The 14,970-nt window shown below is 69.8% G+C and carries 14 protein-coding genes; 7 read left to right on the top strand and 7 right to left on the bottom strand.

The genetic code is table 11. The annotated features are described in order from the left end of the window. Positions 1-2: 2 nt before the first annotated feature. Positions 3-755, top strand: a complete 753-nt coding sequence (locus DR046_RS19585; protein WP_115384061.1) for a maleate cis-trans isomerase family protein — start codon at positions 3-5, stop codon at positions 753-755. Between the two features lie 443 nt (positions 756-1,198). On the opposite strand, the gene rbsK is transcribed toward DR046_RS19585, so the two are convergent. Genes rbsK through DR046_RS19570 form a run of 3 tightly spaced genes read right to left on the bottom strand, consistent with a single transcriptional unit; the run spans position 1,199 to position 3,621 of the window. Beyond that, a complete protein-coding gene (gene rbsK / locus DR046_RS19580; protein WP_115384060.1) occupies positions 1,199-2,122 on the bottom strand; it encodes a ribokinase in 924 nt (307 codons plus the stop codon). Next, the gene (locus DR046_RS19575; RefSeq protein ID WP_115384059.1) at positions 2,115-2,561 is read right to left on the bottom strand and encodes an RbsD/FucU family protein; all 447 of its coding nucleotides are present in this window, start codon (positions 2,559-2,561) and stop codon (positions 2,115-2,117) included. The genes rbsK and DR046_RS19575 overlap by 8 nt, the downstream gene beginning before the upstream one ends. Positions 2,562-2,574: 13 nt before the next feature. After that, complete coding sequence (locus DR046_RS19570; protein WP_115384058.1) at positions 2,575-3,621, bottom strand: ABC transporter ATP-binding protein; 1,047 nt, start codon at positions 3,619-3,621, stop codon at positions 2,575-2,577. Positions 3,622-3,721: 100 nt separating this feature from the next. Here DR046_RS19570 and DR046_RS19565 point away from each other — a divergent pair, with 100 nt between their 5' ends. The 4 genes from DR046_RS19565 to DR046_RS19550 all read left to right on the top strand — a co-directional run bounded on the left by DR046_RS19565 (position 3,722) and on the right by DR046_RS19550 (position 8,657). Next, entirely contained in the window at positions 3,722-5,446 is a 1,725-nt protein-coding gene (locus DR046_RS19565; protein WP_245191019.1) for a type 2 periplasmic-binding domain-containing protein, read from the top strand. An 82-nt stretch (positions 5,447-5,528) separates the two neighbouring features. Continuing rightward, on the top strand, positions 5,529-6,110 hold the full coding sequence (locus tag DR046_RS19560; protein WP_115384057.1) for a Uma2 family endonuclease: 582 nt from the start codon (positions 5,529-5,531) through the stop codon (positions 6,108-6,110). 514 nt (positions 6,111-6,624) lie between these two features. Then, complete coding sequence (locus tag DR046_RS19555) at positions 6,625-7,737, top strand: carbohydrate ABC transporter permease (RefSeq protein ID WP_209313624.1); 1,113 nt, start codon at positions 6,625-6,627, stop codon at positions 7,735-7,737. Continuing rightward, positions 7,734-8,657 (top strand): carbohydrate ABC transporter permease, encoded by a 924-nt coding sequence (locus DR046_RS19550; protein WP_115384085.1) that lies wholly within the window; start codon positions 7,734-7,736, stop codon positions 8,655-8,657. Before DR046_RS19555 ends, DR046_RS19550 begins: the two co-directional genes overlap by 4 nt. A 188-nt stretch (positions 8,658-8,845) precedes the next feature. Here DR046_RS19550 and DR046_RS19545 read toward each other — a convergent pair whose 3' ends face one another. After that, complete coding sequence (locus DR046_RS19545; protein WP_115384055.1) at positions 8,846-10,321, bottom strand: FGGY-family carbohydrate kinase; 1,476 nt, start codon at positions 10,319-10,321, stop codon at positions 8,846-8,848. 72 nt (positions 10,322-10,393) lie between these two features. Between DR046_RS19545 and DR046_RS19540 the strand changes: the two genes are divergently transcribed. Beyond that, complete coding sequence (locus DR046_RS19540; protein ID WP_115384054.1) at positions 10,394-11,431, top strand: aldo/keto reductase; 1,038 nt, start codon at positions 10,394-10,396, stop codon at positions 11,429-11,431. Further along, the gene (locus DR046_RS19535) at positions 11,428-12,255 is read left to right on the top strand and encodes an amidohydrolase family protein (protein WP_115384053.1); all 828 of its coding nucleotides are present in this window, start codon (positions 11,428-11,430) and stop codon (positions 12,253-12,255) included. The genes DR046_RS19540 and DR046_RS19535 overlap by 4 nt, the downstream gene beginning before the upstream one ends. Before the next feature lie 54 nt (positions 12,256-12,309). On the opposite strand, the gene DR046_RS19530 is transcribed toward DR046_RS19535, so the two are convergent. From DR046_RS19530 to DR046_RS19520, 3 genes are read right to left on the bottom strand one after another with little or no spacing between them, the layout of a single operon-like run. Further along, positions 12,310-13,092 carry a PfkB family carbohydrate kinase gene (locus DR046_RS19530; protein WP_115384052.1) on the bottom strand — a complete coding sequence of 261 codons (783 nt, stop codon included), beginning with the start codon at positions 13,090-13,092 and terminating at the stop codon, positions 12,310-12,312. Next, positions 13,089-14,066 carry a sugar phosphate isomerase/epimerase family protein gene (locus DR046_RS19525; protein WP_115384051.1) on the bottom strand — a complete coding sequence of 326 codons (978 nt, stop codon included), beginning with the start codon at positions 14,064-14,066 and terminating at the stop codon, positions 13,089-13,091. The genes DR046_RS19530 and DR046_RS19525 overlap by 4 nt, the downstream gene beginning before the upstream one ends. After that, positions 14,066-14,785 (bottom strand): GntR family transcriptional regulator, encoded by a 720-nt coding sequence (locus DR046_RS19520; protein WP_115384050.1) that lies wholly within the window; start codon positions 14,783-14,785, stop codon positions 14,066-14,068. The genes DR046_RS19525 and DR046_RS19520 overlap by 1 nt, the downstream gene beginning before the upstream one ends. Positions 14,786-14,970 lie beyond the last annotated feature (185 nt).

Genomic DNA, 14,970 nt, shown 5'->3' with positions numbered 1-14,970 from the left:
CGATGACCGATGCTCCGAAGGATGCGCTGGGATGGCGCCTCAAGGTCGGGGTGGTGATGCCCTCGACCAACACCATCGTGCAGCCCGAGACCGACGCCGTGCGGGTGCCGGGCGTAACCTGGCACACGGGCCGCATCCCGATCACCAACCGCAAGATCAGCAGCGACAACTTCCTCGACCACGTCGCCGCCATGCGCGCCGGGATCGAGACCGCGACCGACCAGGTCAAGACCGCCGGGATCGACTGCCTGATCATGGCCGTCGCGCTGGAGGCGTTCTGGGGCGGCGTCGCGCAGTCCCGCAAGCTGCGCGAGGGGCTGGAGGCGCATGCCGGCGTGCCCGTGATCCTCGGCTCCGAAGCGGTGGCCGACGCGCTGACGGCGGTCGGCGCCAGGACCATCGCCGTGCTGACCCCGCACATGCCCAAGGGCGACGTCGAGGTGCGCGGCTGGCTGGAGGAATCCGGCTTCGCCGTCGCCCGTCTGAAGGGCCTCGAATGCTCCAGCCCCCGCGCCATCGCCGAGGTCCCGCAGGACACGATCCGCGCCGAGCTCCGCGCGCTCGACGGCGAGGATGTCGATGCGCTGGTGCAGGTCGGCACCAACCTCGCCGGCGCGGCCGTGGCGGCCGAGCTGGAGCGCGAGATCGCCAAGCCGGTCATCCAGATCAACACCGTCAGCGCCTGGGCCGCCCTGCGCCGCAGCGGGATCGACGACAAGGTGGAAGGGCGCGGCCTGATCCTGGAGCGGCACTGAGGGGTCGGCGTCCGAAGCGAGTGGCTGGCGCGGAGGGCGCCCGCGCCCCCACGAAACCGCGCGACCCCGTCCCGCCGTCATGGCCGGGCTCGACCCGGCCATCCACCGACGCAGACCGGACTGGCGGCCGAAGGGTGGATCGCCGGGTAAGGCACGACGATGACGAACCCGCAGACCGAGCCCCCGACGTGACGGCTGCCGATACCGAGACTCGTTCTGGCGTCCGAAGCACAAGGCCCGCCCGAAGGGCGCCCACGCCCCCACGGAACCGCGCGACCCCGTCCCGCCGTCATGGCCGGGCTCGACCCGGCCATCCACCGACGAAGACCGACCCGGCGGCCGAAGGGTGGATCGTCGGGCCAAGCCCGGCGATGACGAACCCGCAGACCTGACCCGGGCCCGGAGACGGCCAACACCGGCGTCGGAACCGATGGGTCCCCGCCCTACCCCTTCGCCAGCAGCGCCTCGATCTCGTCCCGCGACGGCATCGACGGCGCCGTCCCGGGCCGCGTCACGCTGATCGAGGCCGTCGCGCAGCCGAAGCGGACCGCCTCCTCCGGGTCCTTCCCCTCGGCCAGCGCGGTGGCGAAGCCGCCGTTGAAGGCGTCGCCCGCGCCCGTCGTCTCGACCACCGGCCCCGCCCGGAAGGCCGGGACATGCACCGACCGGTCAGCCATGTGCAGCAGCGCCCCCTGCGCGCCCAGCGTCAGCACCGCGCCCTTCGCCACGCCGGCCTCCAGCAGCGCCGCACCTGCCCTCCGTGCGCCGTCCAGGTCGGCGACGGCGATGCCGGTCAGCGCCTCGGCCTCGGTCTCGTTCGGCGTGACCCAGTCGCACAAGCCAAGCATCCCCTCGGGCAGCGTCGCCGCCGGGGCGGGGTTCAGCACCGTCGCGGTCCCGCCCTCGCGCGCGATCTCCAGCGCGCGCATGGCCGCCTCCATCGGCTGCTCCAGCTGCGTCACGAAGACCTTCGCCCCCGCGATCAGCCCGGCGCGCGCCTCGACGAAGCCCGCGTCGATCCCCGAAGCGGCGCCCGGCGCGATGATGATGGCGTTGTCGCCCGTGGCGTCGTCGATGAAGATATAGGCCGCGCCGGTCGCTTCCCCCGACCGCTCCACGGCGGCGGAGTTCACCCCCGCCCCGTCCCAGGTTGCCGTCGCCATGTCGCCGAACGGGTCGCGCCCGATGCGGCTGACGAAGGCGATATCGCCCCCGGCCCTGGCGCAGGCCACCGCCTGGTTGGACCCCTTCCCCCCCGGCCCCAGCGCAAAGGACTTGCCGAGGATGGTCTCGCCCATCCGGGGCTGACGCTCGGCGCGATAGGCGGTATCGGCGACGAAGACGCCGAGGATGACGATCTCACTCATCAGGCCCGATCACCCCCTTGCGCAGCATGATGCAACCGTAGAAGCGCCGCTCGCCGGTCTGGATGACCGCATAGGCCTCGCGGGCGATGTCGTAGAAGGCGAAGCGCTCGATCCCGACCATCGGCCGCGTCTCGCCGGTCGCGGCGATGGCCTCCTGCACCTCCTGCTGGACCTCCGGGACGGTGTCCGGGTCGCCCACGATCTCCATCCGGCCCGCGAAATCCTCCACGAAGGTGTCGAGCGGCATGACCGACAGCACCGCCCGCGCCACCTCGCCCATCGGGCGGTCGATGCGCAGAAGCTCGCCATGCACGCTCTCCTGCGCGATGGCGTCCGAGGGGAAGTTGGTGTCGGCCAGGATCAGCATGTCGCCATGGCCCATGGACCGCAGCGCATAGAGCACGTCGGCGTTGAGGATCGGGTCTATGCCCTTCAGCATGGTCGGGTCTCCTTCAGGCGGTCAGTCGGGCGCCGGTCTCGGCATCGAAGAGATGCACGCGCCCCGGCACGGGCGAAAGGTGGATCGTCTCGCCCGGGCGCACCCTGGGGCGGTCGCGGGTGACGGCGGTGACGTCCCGGTCGCCCAGCCGCGCGACGATATGCGTCTCGGACCCCGTGGGCTCCACCACCGAGACCGTCGCGCGCAGCCCCGCCTCCGACAGGGTCAGGTCCTCGGGCCGCATCCCCAGCGTCACGGCGCGGTTCGCCGCAAGCCCCGGGACGGCCAGCACCGTGTCCCCGATCCGCGCGCCCTCGCCCGTGCCCATGGCCGGGATCAGGTTCATCGAGGGCGAGCCGATGAACCCCGCCACGAAAGCGTTGGCCGGCCGGTCGTAGAGATCGAGCGGAGAGCCGATCTGCTCGATCCGCCCCCCCTGCAGGACCACGATCTTGTCGGCCATGGTCATCGCCTCGATCTGGTCGTGGGTGACGTAGACGGTGGTGGTGGCCAGCCTCTGGTGCAGCTCCCGGATCTCGGCGCGCATCTGGACGCGCAGCTTGGCGTCGAGGTTCGACAGCGGCTCGTCGAACAGGAACACCTGCGGATCGCGCACGATGGCGCGCCCCATGGCGACGCGCTGGCGCTGCCCGCCGGACAGGGCGCGGGGATAGCGGTCGAGATACTCCGTCAGGCCCAGGATCGACGCGGCCCGGTCGACCCGCTCCGCGATCTCGGCCTTCGCCATCCGCTTCATGCGAAGCGAGAAGGCCATGTTCGCCCGCACCGTCTTGTGCGGGTAGAGCGCGTAGTTCTGGAACACCATCGCGATGTCGCGCCGCGCGGGGGCGAGGTTGTTCACCACACGATCCCCGATCGAAATCGTCCCGCCGCTGATCCCCTCCAGCCCCGCGATCATCCGCAGCAGCGTGGACTTGCCGCAGCCCGACGGCCCGACCAGCACGACGAACTCTCCGTCGAGGATGTCGATGTCGAGCCCGTGGATGACCTGCGTGGCCCCGTAGGACTTCCGCAACCCGCGGATCGTGACGTTCGCCATTGGCTCCCCTTCTCCCTCGGCGCGACGCTAGCGGGGCCCGGCGCCGCTGTCACGCCCGACATGCTAACATGCCAGTGCTTGACAGTGCAGCCCGGCGGCGGTGACGGTGAACATCGGGGGCGCCTACCCGCGCCCGATCTGGGAGGATCACATGAAGCACCGCATCTACGAGCATTTCCTGCGCACGGGTAAGATCAACCGCCGCGCCATGCTGAAGGGCGCCGCCGCGACGGCCGGCCTCGCCGCGGGCGGCGCGCTGCTGCCCCGGGGCGCACGCGCCGACGCCCATTCCAACCTGCGCGCCGAAATCCTGCAGATCCCCGGCGTGGGCTCGGGCTCGCCCACGGATGCCGACTGGCAGCGCGTCGGCGAGATGTGCCTCGGCTCCACCCGCGAGACCGTCGAGGAGGGCGAGTTCGAGGGGGTCGAGCTCACCTTCATGGGCCTCAACAACCAGAACACCCACAACTTCCTGTTCCGCGGCTTCCTCAAGTCTTGGGAGGACTATACCGGCGCCCGGATCAACTGGATTGACCTCGCGCAGGCCGACTACAACGCCCGCCTCCAGCAGAGCATCGCCACCGGCACCGTCGATTTCGACATCATCGAGATGGGCGCCCCGTTCGAGGGCGACGTGCTCGGCCGCGGCATGGCCTCCGAGATGCCCCAGTGGGTCGCCGACATCATCGACATGGACGATTACGTCGACTACCTGAAGGCCCCCGTCGGCACCTGGGACGGCAAGACCTACCGCGTCTCCATCGACGGCGACTGCCACACCTTCGCCTATCGCAAGGACTACTACGACAACCCCGAATTCGCCGAGGCCTGGGCCGCCTCCGGCGGCGAAGGCCCGTGGGAGCCGCCGACCACCTGGGAGCAGGTCAACGCCCATTCGAAGTTCCTCGCCGGCAAGACCGACCCGCTGACGGGCCTGCCCGCGCATGGCTTCCTCGACCCGCTCAAGGGCTGGGGCGGCTTCGGCTTCTACTTCCTCGAGGACCGCGCGACCCCCTACGCCAAGCACCCGGACGACCCGGCCTGGCTGTTCGACCCCGAGACGATGAAGCCCCGCGTCAACAACCCCGCCTTCGTGCAGGCGATCCAGGACGTGATGGACCTGATCGCGGTCGAGGGCGCCTATCCCGTCGACCAGATCAACGCCGACCCCGGCACGACCGCGTTTCAGCAGTATCTGGCGGGCACCGGAATGGGCCTGACCTGGTGGGGCGACGTGGGCGCCGCGGCCCGCACCTCCGACACCTCGGTCGTGGGCGACGTCGCGGCCTTCTCGACCAACCCGGCGGCGCAGCGGGTCTACAACTCGCAGACCGGCGCGTGGGAGGACACCCGCAACGAAAGCCCGAACCTCGCCTATATCGGCTGGGGCGTCTACGTCATGGCCAAGACCGAAGAGGACCCGGTCAAGAACAAGGCCGCCTGGTCGGCGGCGGCGCATCTGGGCGGCAAGGACCTGTCGCTCTGGGCCTCGGCCTACCCGTCGGGCTTCCAGCCCTACCGCAACTCGCATTTCCAGTACGAGGAATGGGAAGCGGCGGGCTACGACCGCGACTACATCGAGGATTTCCTCGGCGCCAACCTCGACAGCTACAACCACCCCAACGGCGCCATCGAGCCGCGCATTCCGGGCATCTTCCAGTACTACTCCGTCGCCGAGGACGAGCTCGCGAAGGGCTATGCCGGCCAGTACGCCTCGGCGCAGGAGACGGCCGATGCCATCGCCGCCGCCTGGGAGGGGATCACCGACCAGATCGGCCGCGACAGCCAGATCGCGCTCTACAAGGCGTCGCTCGGCATGATGTGATCCGCTGGCACCACGCGACGGCCCCGGCGGAGCGATCCGCCGGGGCCTTTGCGTTCTGCGCCGTTGCGGCTATCTTCGGCCCATGACTCGCCTCGACCAGATCGCCAAGTCACCCGCGACCTATGACGACGTGCTCGCCGCGCCGCACAACAAGGTCGCGGAGCTGATCCACGGCGCGCTGATCCTGCATCCGCGCCCGGCATCCCGTCATGCGCTGGCGGCCGCGTCCCTCGCTTCGAAGGTTGGCGGCAAGTTCCACTACGACGCAGAGCCCGGCGGCTGGTGGATCCTGCCCGAGCCGGAGCTTCATCTCGACGCCGACATCCTCGTCCCCGATCTCGCCGGCTGGCGGCGGGACCGGATGCCGGAATACCCGGAAGCCCCCTTCTTCGAGACCCCGCCCGACTGGGTCTGCGAGATCCTTTCCCCGTCGACGCGGAACCACGACCTGATCGACAAGCGCGCGCTCTATTTCGACGCGGGCGTCGCCTTCCTCTGGCTCGTCGATCCCGACTCGCTGATCCTGGAGGCTTTCCGCCACACCGAAGCGGGCTGGACCCTTGTCGGCGCGGTCGAGAACGACGACGAGGTCGCGCTGGAACCCTTCGCCGCCGCCCCCTTCCCGCTCGCCGCGCTTTGGCCCCCCGCGCCCAAGACGGGCTGAGGTCGTAGGTCTTCCACCCGCCCTGCGCCTGCTTCGTCTGCGATGCGCGTCGTAGCATCCTGCTCGACCAGCGCGTGGACGGGCGTTACGGCTGCGAGCACGACGCATACGGTCCGCTCGTCATGCCTGCGTGGAAATGCCATCGAGCAACGTCTCGCGCGAGAAAGCATCCGAACCTTGTGGATGCCGCGCATCGGCGGGCTGCGCCCTCGGCAGGGCGATCTGGCGAAGCTTGGCGGCTAGCTCGAAAGTCGCCCGACATGGCTGCCATAGGTGGGCAAGCGACGCCTCGGGCTGGACGTAAGGCGCACCCGGCCAGCAGACCGACCGGGGACGGAATTTCGACGCTGCGCCTCTTCGGCCCACCCGCTCGACCTTCCTCACCGAAGCAGCGCGGAACGGCTTGCGGGGTCCTCCCAACGTCCGACGCGGATCACCCGTCCGTCACCCGTGGATCATACCTCCGATTCCGGCCCGCGGGCCCGCCGAACCCACTTCCCAACGACGCGCTGACATGACTAGCATGTCAGCCATGTCGGAGCTCCATATCGTCACCGAAGACCAGATCACGCCCGAGCGGACGCGTCGCGGCAAGCTCATGATCCGGGGCGGCCTGGCGCTGCTGATCGCGACCGCGCTGGCCCAATGGGCAGACCAGGCCGGGCTGGTGGACCTCGGACGAACCTCTTGGCGCCCCACGCTTTATGCTTTCTGCCTCTTCGCCACCCTGCTTTGCTGGGCGCAGGTCGTACTGCATGGAGAGCAGGGCAAGCGCACGCTCTTCGTGCTGCCCGCAGCACTCTTCGTCGTCGCGCTGGTCGTCTTCCCGCTGATCTTCGGCCTCGGCATCGCGATGAGCGACTGGAACCTCGCCTCGCCGGACGGCCGCAAGTTCAACGGGCTCGACAATCTCTGGCAGGCGCTGGAAGATCCGTTCTATCTCAACGCCTTGTGGAACATGGTCCTCTACACGGCGGCGATCCTCGTCGAATACGTCATCGCCTTCGGCCTCGCCCTCCTCCTCAACGCCGAGATCCGCGCGCGCAAGTTCTTCCGCGTGGCCTTCCTGCTGCCCCTGATGCTCAGCCCCGTCGCCGTCTCCTGGATGATCGGCAAGTCGATGTTCGAGCCGCGCTTCGGCCCCATGGCCCGCCTCGCGCGCACCCTTGGATGGGACAATCCATCCTTCTTCGGATCGCCCGAGATCGCACGCGCCATGATGATGATCATGGACGCCTGGACCTACATCCCGTTCATGATGATCATGCTCCTCGCAGGCCTCCAGGCGATCCCGAAGGAACTCCACGAAGCCGCCGAGGTCGATGGCGCCTCCCCTTGGCGCCGCTTCTGGGAGGTGACCTTCCCGCTGATGCTGCCGGTCTCGATCACGGCCATCCTGATCCGCATCATCTTCAAGCTGAAGCTCGCCGACATCGTCATCAACATCACCTCCGGCGGACCCGGAGGCGCCACGGACACCGTCACCAGCTTCATCTTCCGCGAATACCGCGACCGTTCCAACGTGGGCTACGGGACGATGCTGGCCTTCATCTACCTGGTCCTGATCGTCATCGCGATGACCGCCCTGATGAAGCTGACCGCCCGGTGGAGCCGGCCGCAGACATGACCGCCGAGACCCGGATCTTTCGCGACAGCGAGGCCGACCGCACCTTCCGTCCGGCCTTCTCGCTGTCGAAGCTGGCGATCTACGCGCTGCTGATCGCCTGGGCCGTCGTCTGCCTCTTCCCGATCTACTGGACCGTCACGACCAGCTTCAAGGCGGCGCCGGACGTGATGCAGGGCAACATGATCCCCTATGTCGACTTCGAGCCCCAGCGCCTCGGCTGGCGCGCGCTGGGCCTGTCGCCCGACACGATCGGCACGGTCTCGACCCCACGGGAAGAATTCCTGCGGCGGTTCTGGAACTCCACCATCATCTCGGTCTCCGCCTCTCTGCTGGCGGTGATCCTCGGCTCCTGCGCGGCCTACGGGCTGTCGCGCTTCTCGTTCCGGTTCGGGCCGATGAAGAACGACGACATCTCGTTCTTCTTCCTGTCGCAGCTGATCCTGCCGCCGGTCGTGCTGGCCCTGCCCTTCCTCATCCTCTACCGGGAGCTCGACCTGCTCGACAGCCGCATCGGCCTGATCCTGCTCTATACCCTGACGGTCCTGCCCATCGTCATCTGGATCATGCGCGACCAGTTCGCCGCCATCCCGACCGAGCTGGAAGAGGCCGCGATGGTCGACGGGCTCGGCATCTGGGGCGCCTTCCTGACGATCATCCTGCCCATCGCCTTGCCCGGCATGGTGGCCGCCTTCATCCTGTCGCTGGTGCTGACCTGGAACGAATACTTCTTCGCGGCCCTGCTGACCTCGACCCATGCGAACACCCTGCCGGTGATGGTGGCGTCGCAGACGGGATCGCAGGGGATCTCCTGGTGGTCGATGGCCGCGCTCAGCTTCGCCGCGATCCTGCCGCTGATAGTCATCGGGATCCTGCTGGAGCGGTTCATCATCAAGGGGATGGCGGCAGGCGCGGTGAAGTGACATCCGTCCCCGGGCGGGACCGGATCGCGGGCCATGCGCGCCCGCCGGTTGGTGTGGCGCAGCACGGCCCCCGTCCACCCGGCCCATGGCTCCCATGACGAAGAGGATTCCGTCTTTCGGCGATCCGCAGTCGCGTTTGGGCCCAAGGCGCTCTCCGTCGGGGCAAGGGCGGTCGGGGCCGCCGGGGGTCACAGCCGGTGGGCGATGGTCCTCGTGCTCTCGTAGAGCTCCCTCCATAGCGGATAAGCCCGCGCATACTCGTCCCGCGCCACCGGCCCGATCTCCCGCTCGACCGGGTTCCACGCCGCAATGTCGTCCGGCGAACAGGCTCCCACCGCGCAGGCGGCAAGAAAGGCGTCGCCCAGGGAGGCCCCCACGCTCGACCGGCAGAGCGACTGCGCCACCCCGCCCAGGTCGGAAGTCGCCTGCAACCAGACCGGGTTGCGCACCCCGCCGCCCACGGCCAGCACGCGCGACGGGTCGGCGCCGCCTTCGCGACAGGTCTCCAGCACATGGGCGGTGCCCATCGCGACCCCTTCGCACAAGGCGCGGAACATGTGCCCGCGCCCATGGGTCAGGTTCAGTCCGAAGAATGCGCCCTTCGCCTTCGGGTCCTGGATCGGCGTGCGCTCGCCCGAGAAGTAGGGCAGGCAGAGCAGCCCCTCGGCGCCGGGCGGCACGGCCTCGGCCTCCGCCACCAGCGCGGCGAAGGCGTCGTCGCCAAGCTCCCGCGCGGCAAGGTCGCGGAACCAGCGGGTCAGGGTGCCGCTGGTCCCCTGCCCGGCCATCGCGCACCAGGTCCCCTCCCAGAGCCAGGGCGCGGACCAGAGCGAGGGCTCGACCAGCCGGCCGGGCGTGACCTGGATCATGAACATCGACGACCCGTACATGATCATCATGTCGCCCGCGTCCCGCACGCCGACGCTGACCGCCTCGGCCGCCGCGTCGATGGTGCCCGCCGTCACCGGCGTGCCGGGGGCGAGGCCGGTGCGGGCGGCGGCCTCTGCGGTGACCTCTCCGACCACCTCGGTCGTCCAGACGAGCCGGGGCAGCATGGCCGGATCGACCACGCCTGCGCACATCTCCTCGGACCAGGCGCCCGCGCGCGCGTCGTAGAAGGGCGTCCACTGGCCCGCCGAATGGTGGTCCAGCACCCGCTCTCCGGTCAGGCGGCGGACGAGGAACGTCGTGCAGGTCTCGATGGCCGCGGTCCGGGCCCAGACCTCCGGCCGCTCCTGCCGCAGCCAGAGGACCTTCGGCCCCACCGACTGTGTCGTCAGCACGTTGCCCGAGACCTCCAGCATCGTCCCGGCCCCGAGCCGCGCGGTCATCGCCTCGATCTGCTCGCCCGCCCGGGCGTCCACGCCATAGAGGATCGCCGGGGCCAGCGGGTCGCCCGCCGCGTCCACCGGCAGAACGCAGGGGCCGATCCCGCTCAGCGCGAGGCAGACCACGGCGCCCCCGTCCCGTCCCGCCAGCAAGTCCCGGCAGAGCGCGACGAGCCCGTCCCACCAGACCCCCTCGGCGTCGTGCTCGGCCCAGCCCGGGCGCGGCACGTCCATGCGGTGCGCCCGCGTGGCCTGCGCGACGACCTCGCCAGAGGGCGTGGTCAGCACGCCCTTCGCCTCGAATGTTCCGATGTCGATGCCGAGCAGATAGGTCATGGTGGTCCTCCCTTGCCCGGACGCTAGCGTCGAGGCCGACGACATTCTAGCATGTCACCCGGGAGGACGTTCATGACGCTCAAGACCAGACACTGGGACCGCCTCGGCAAGGGCGGGCTCACCTTCACCGAGCTGGGGTTCGGCACGGCGCCGCTCGGCAATCTCTACCGCGCGATCTCGGACGCGGAGGCCGACGCCATCCTCGACCGCGCCTGGGAGGCCGGGGTGCGCTACTACGACACCGCACCGCTCTACGGGCTGGGGCTGTCGGAGACGCGGCTCAACCGGTTCCTGCGCGACAAGCCGCGCGACGACTACGTCCTCTCGACCAAGGTCGGCCGCTATCTCGTGCCGGCGACGGCCGAGACGCGGGACGGCCACGGCAAGTGGTTCGAGGTCCCAAACCGGCGGGAGGTCTACGACTACAGCTACGACGGCGTCATGCGCTCGCTGGAGGCGAGCTTCGAGCGGCTGGGCGTCGACCGGGTCGACATCCTGTTCTTCCACGACATCGACGTGCCGAACCAGGGCAGCCGGGCCAACGTGGACGCGAAGGTCCACCAGCTTCTTTCCTCCGGCTACCACGCGGTCGAGAGGATGCGGAAGGAAGGCGTCATCACCGCCTTCGGCGCAGGCGTCAACGAGTGGGAGGTCTGCCAGAAGCTCGCCGAGAACGGCGATTTCGACCTCTTCCTGCTGGCCGGCCGCTATACCCTGCTGGAGCAGGAGGCGCTGACCTCCTTCCTGCCGCTCTGCGAGTCGCGCGGCATCGGCATCGTGACCGGCGGCCCCTACAACAGCGGTATCCTCGCGACGGGGCCGAAGCCCGGCGCCTTCTACAACTACGACCCCGCACCGCAGGACGTGCTCGACCGCGTCGCCGCCATCGAGCGGGTCTGCCAGGCCCACGGCGTCCGCCTCGTCGACGCGGCCTTCCGGTTCCCGTTGCTGCACCCGACGACGGTCTCGGTCATCCCCGGCGGCCAGGGCGTGGCCGAGATGGAGTCGAACCTGCAGGCCGCCGCGGCGGAGATTCCCGCGGCGCTCTGGTCCGACCTGAAGTCCGAGGGGCTGATGCGGGAGGATGCGCCGACGGGACAATCAACATGAGGATCGACGCGCATCATCACCTCTGGCAGCCGTTGCGCGGCGACCACGACTGGATGCCTGAGGGCGACCCGATCCTCGATCGCCAGTATGCCCCCGCGGACCTGGCGCCGGTGCTGAACCGTCACGGGATCGACCGCACGATCCTCGTGCAGGCCGCCGCCACGACGGACGAGACCGAGTACATGCTGGGCCTCGCCGACGCGACGGACTGGATCGCGGGCGTCGTCGGATGGATCGACTTCGAGGATGCCGGGCAGCGCGCCACGCTGGACCGTCTGGCGAGGCATCCGAAGTTCCTCGGCGTGCGGCCGATGATCCAGGACATTCCGGACGAAGACTGGATGCTGCGGGACGACGTCGCCTGGGGCTACGCCGCCGTGACCGAGCTGGACCTGACCTTCGACGCGCTGGGCTTTCCTCGGCATCTGGCGAACTTCCACCGGCTCCTCACCGCGCATCCGGACATGCGGACGGTCGTCGACCACTGCCTGAAGCCCGACATCGCAGGCGGCGGCGGCTTCCGCTACTGGGCCGACGGGATGACGCGGCTCGCCCGCGACACGCGGGCCTGCGTGAAGCTGTCGGGCCTCGTCACCGAGGCGGCGCGGGGCTGGTCCGTGGACGACCTGCGCCCCTATGCCGAACATGTGCTCGACGCCTTCGGGCCGGAGCGTGTGATGTGGGGCTCGGACTGGCCGGTCTGCCGCCTGCGCGCGGAATACGACGACTGGCTGTCGGCGGCGGAAGACCTCTGCGCCGATCTGCCGAAGGCGACGCGGGCGGAGGTGTTCGGCGGAACGGCGGCGCGGTTCTATCGCGTGTAGGGGGCGGAGAACGCCGCCGCTCGTCGGCATATCCGAGAGACATCGAAGGAGGGGTCAGGCGCGGGACACATGCCTGGCCGCCCCGAGCTGGGCATGGGCGAGCGCCTCCTCGATGTCCTCCCCCCGATCGAGCGCTGCGGCAAGCGTGCCGCAGAAGACGTCCCCCGCGCCGTGGCTGGAGACGACATCGACCTTCGGCGCCGGGTGATGCGTGACGCTCCCCTCGCGGTGGAGGCGCAGACCATCGGCGCCCAGCGTCTCGACCGTGATCCAGCTCCCGAAGGCGGCGGCGCCCATCTGCGCGGCCTCGACCCGGTTGACGACCAGCAGCTCCACGCGCGCCATCAACTCGGCCGGGACCGGCCGCGCAGGCGCCGCATTGAGGATCAGCCGGGCCTGTCGCGGCAGCGCGCGGGAGAGCGCGAGGTTCGCGGTCTCCGGCACCTCGTTCTGGATCAGCGCCGTGGTGACACCGGACGGGATCGGATCGGGCACGGCCCGCGCATTGGCGCCGGTGACGACGACGGCGCCGTAATCGCCGCCTTGGGTCTCGATGGCCACCGACATGCCGGAGGCCGTGTCGACGCGCCGGATGCCGGAGGTATCGACGCCTGCCTCGTCCAGCACGGCCAGCATCCGCGCGCCGGGGTCGTCGTGCCCGACCGCCCCGGCGAAGGCCACCCGCGCCCCCGCCCGCGCGGCCGCCAGCGCTTGGTTCCCGCCCTTGCCGCCGAATCGGTAGTCGACGCCCTGCCCCGGCAGCGTCTCGTCGAGCGCTGGCAGGCGCGGCGCGCGGACGACCACGTCCCAGTGCAGCGAACCGAGGACGTAGATCATGCGCCGTAGAGCGCCCGCGCGACGATCCGCTGCGAGGCGGCGGCGTCCTGGCGGGCGATGGCGGCTCGCAGCTCCGGCAGGGCGCCGATCTCGCTCGCGAGGGTCCGCAGCCGCTCCACCAGCGCGAGGTTGGTCCGCGCCTCCTCGACGGGGTCGAGGCCGCCATGATCGGGGAAGGTGTCGAAATAGACGACGCCGTCATAGCCGATGCGGTCCAGCTCGACGAACAGCTCGACCGTGGCGACGGGATGGACCGTGCCGACCATCAGCCCGTCGTCGCGCTTGCCGTAGCCGTCGTTCAGATGCACACCCAGCAGCCGCGACCAGCGATGGATCAGATGCGCGGCATGGGCGGGCATCTCATCGGCATAGAGGACATGGGCGAAGTCGAGCGTCACGCCCAGGTTCGGCCGGTCCGCCTCCCGCACGCCCAGGATCGTCGTGCCGACATCGGGCATTAGCGCGTAGGCGCGGGGCTCGTTCGGCTTGTACTCCACCGCCACGTCCATTCCGGGATCGTGGTCGGCGACGGCCCGAAGCGCGGCGATCGTGTCGTCCCACATCGCGCCGTAATCGGCCTGCAAGGCGTAGTCGAACCCGTCCTGCCCCATCCAGAGCGTCATGACCGACCCGCCCATCGCGCGGCAGGCGTCGATGCCGCGCTTCGTCAGGTCGACCGCCGCCTGCCGCACGGCCGGATCGGGATTGGTGAAGGCCCCGATTGCGAGGCTCGGCTCGGTATAGTAGCGCATCGCCAACCCGTTCAGTCCCAGCCCTGCGCGCGCCAGCATGTCCGACAGCTCGCCCGTACCCTGGCCCTCGAAATGGTCGGGGTAGTTCAGATCGGCGGCGTCGAGCCCGCCGACCTCGCCGGCGGCAGCGATCATTCCGGCGATGCCGCCACCGAGGTCCCGGGCACGGGGCTTGAAGGCGTTGAGCCGGGCCGCGTAGCGCGGGCGGTTGGCGATGGTCATCAGGTCTCCTCGGGCTGGAACAGGCCGGCGCGGTCTGCAGCAAGGCGGGTGAGGTGGTGCATCAACTGCCGCAGGTGGTGGCGGAGCGCCGTACGCGCCGCGTCCGGGTCGCGCGCCTCAAGCGCGGCGAGCACGGCGCGATGCTCCTCCAGCGTGTCGGCGACGCGGCGGCCCTGCGGCAGGATCAGCCGCCGCGCCCGGTCGACATGGACGAAGGCGCTGTCGGCCACGATCGCGAGCCGGCGGTAGCCGGTGAAGTCCAGCAGCATCCCGTGCATCTGCGCGTCGAGCGCGTAGAACCCGTCGCGATCGCCCTCCTCGACCAGCGCGGCCTGCATGGCGAGGGTGCGTCGCAGGGCCTGGATCTGGTCGTCGGTGATGCGGGGGGCGAGATGCTCGATGGCGGCAAGCTCGATGGCCTCGCGCAGAAAGGCGCCCTCGCGGATCTCGGGAAGGGAGAGGGGCGCGACGAAGCTGCCCGCCTGCGGCACGATCTGGACCAGCCCTTCCGCGGCGAGCTTCGCCATCGCCTCGCTGACCGGCGAGCGGGAGACGCCGAGCTCCTTGCAGATCGCCTCCTTGCGGAGCGCGGCACCGGGAGCGACGCGAAGCTCGACGATGGCGGCCCGCAGCGTCAGGTAGGTGCGCCGCGCAAGGGTCCCCTCCTGAGCGGAGAGACCGCCGAGCGACAGGGCCGCGTCAGGAGAGGGGGAAGACATGCTAGCATGTTAGGCTTGGCCGAGGCTCCGGGCAATCGCGATGGTGTGGCTTGGGGACAGTGCCTGAGCTACTCCCCGATCCTTGGACAGTTTTTGGGGATATTTAAGCTACTGCCTGCGCCTGCTGATCGGTTTTGATGGTGTTGAAGTAGACCACGGCGGGCGGCTGCCCGCCATGGGCGGTG

Origin of the sequence: Jannaschia formosa, assembly GCF_003340555.1 — a bacterium.
Classification (GTDB): Bacteria; Pseudomonadota; Alphaproteobacteria; order Rhodobacterales; family Rhodobacteraceae; genus Jannaschia; species Jannaschia formosa.
This window is presented reverse-complemented; position numbering and strand designations above follow the sequence as displayed.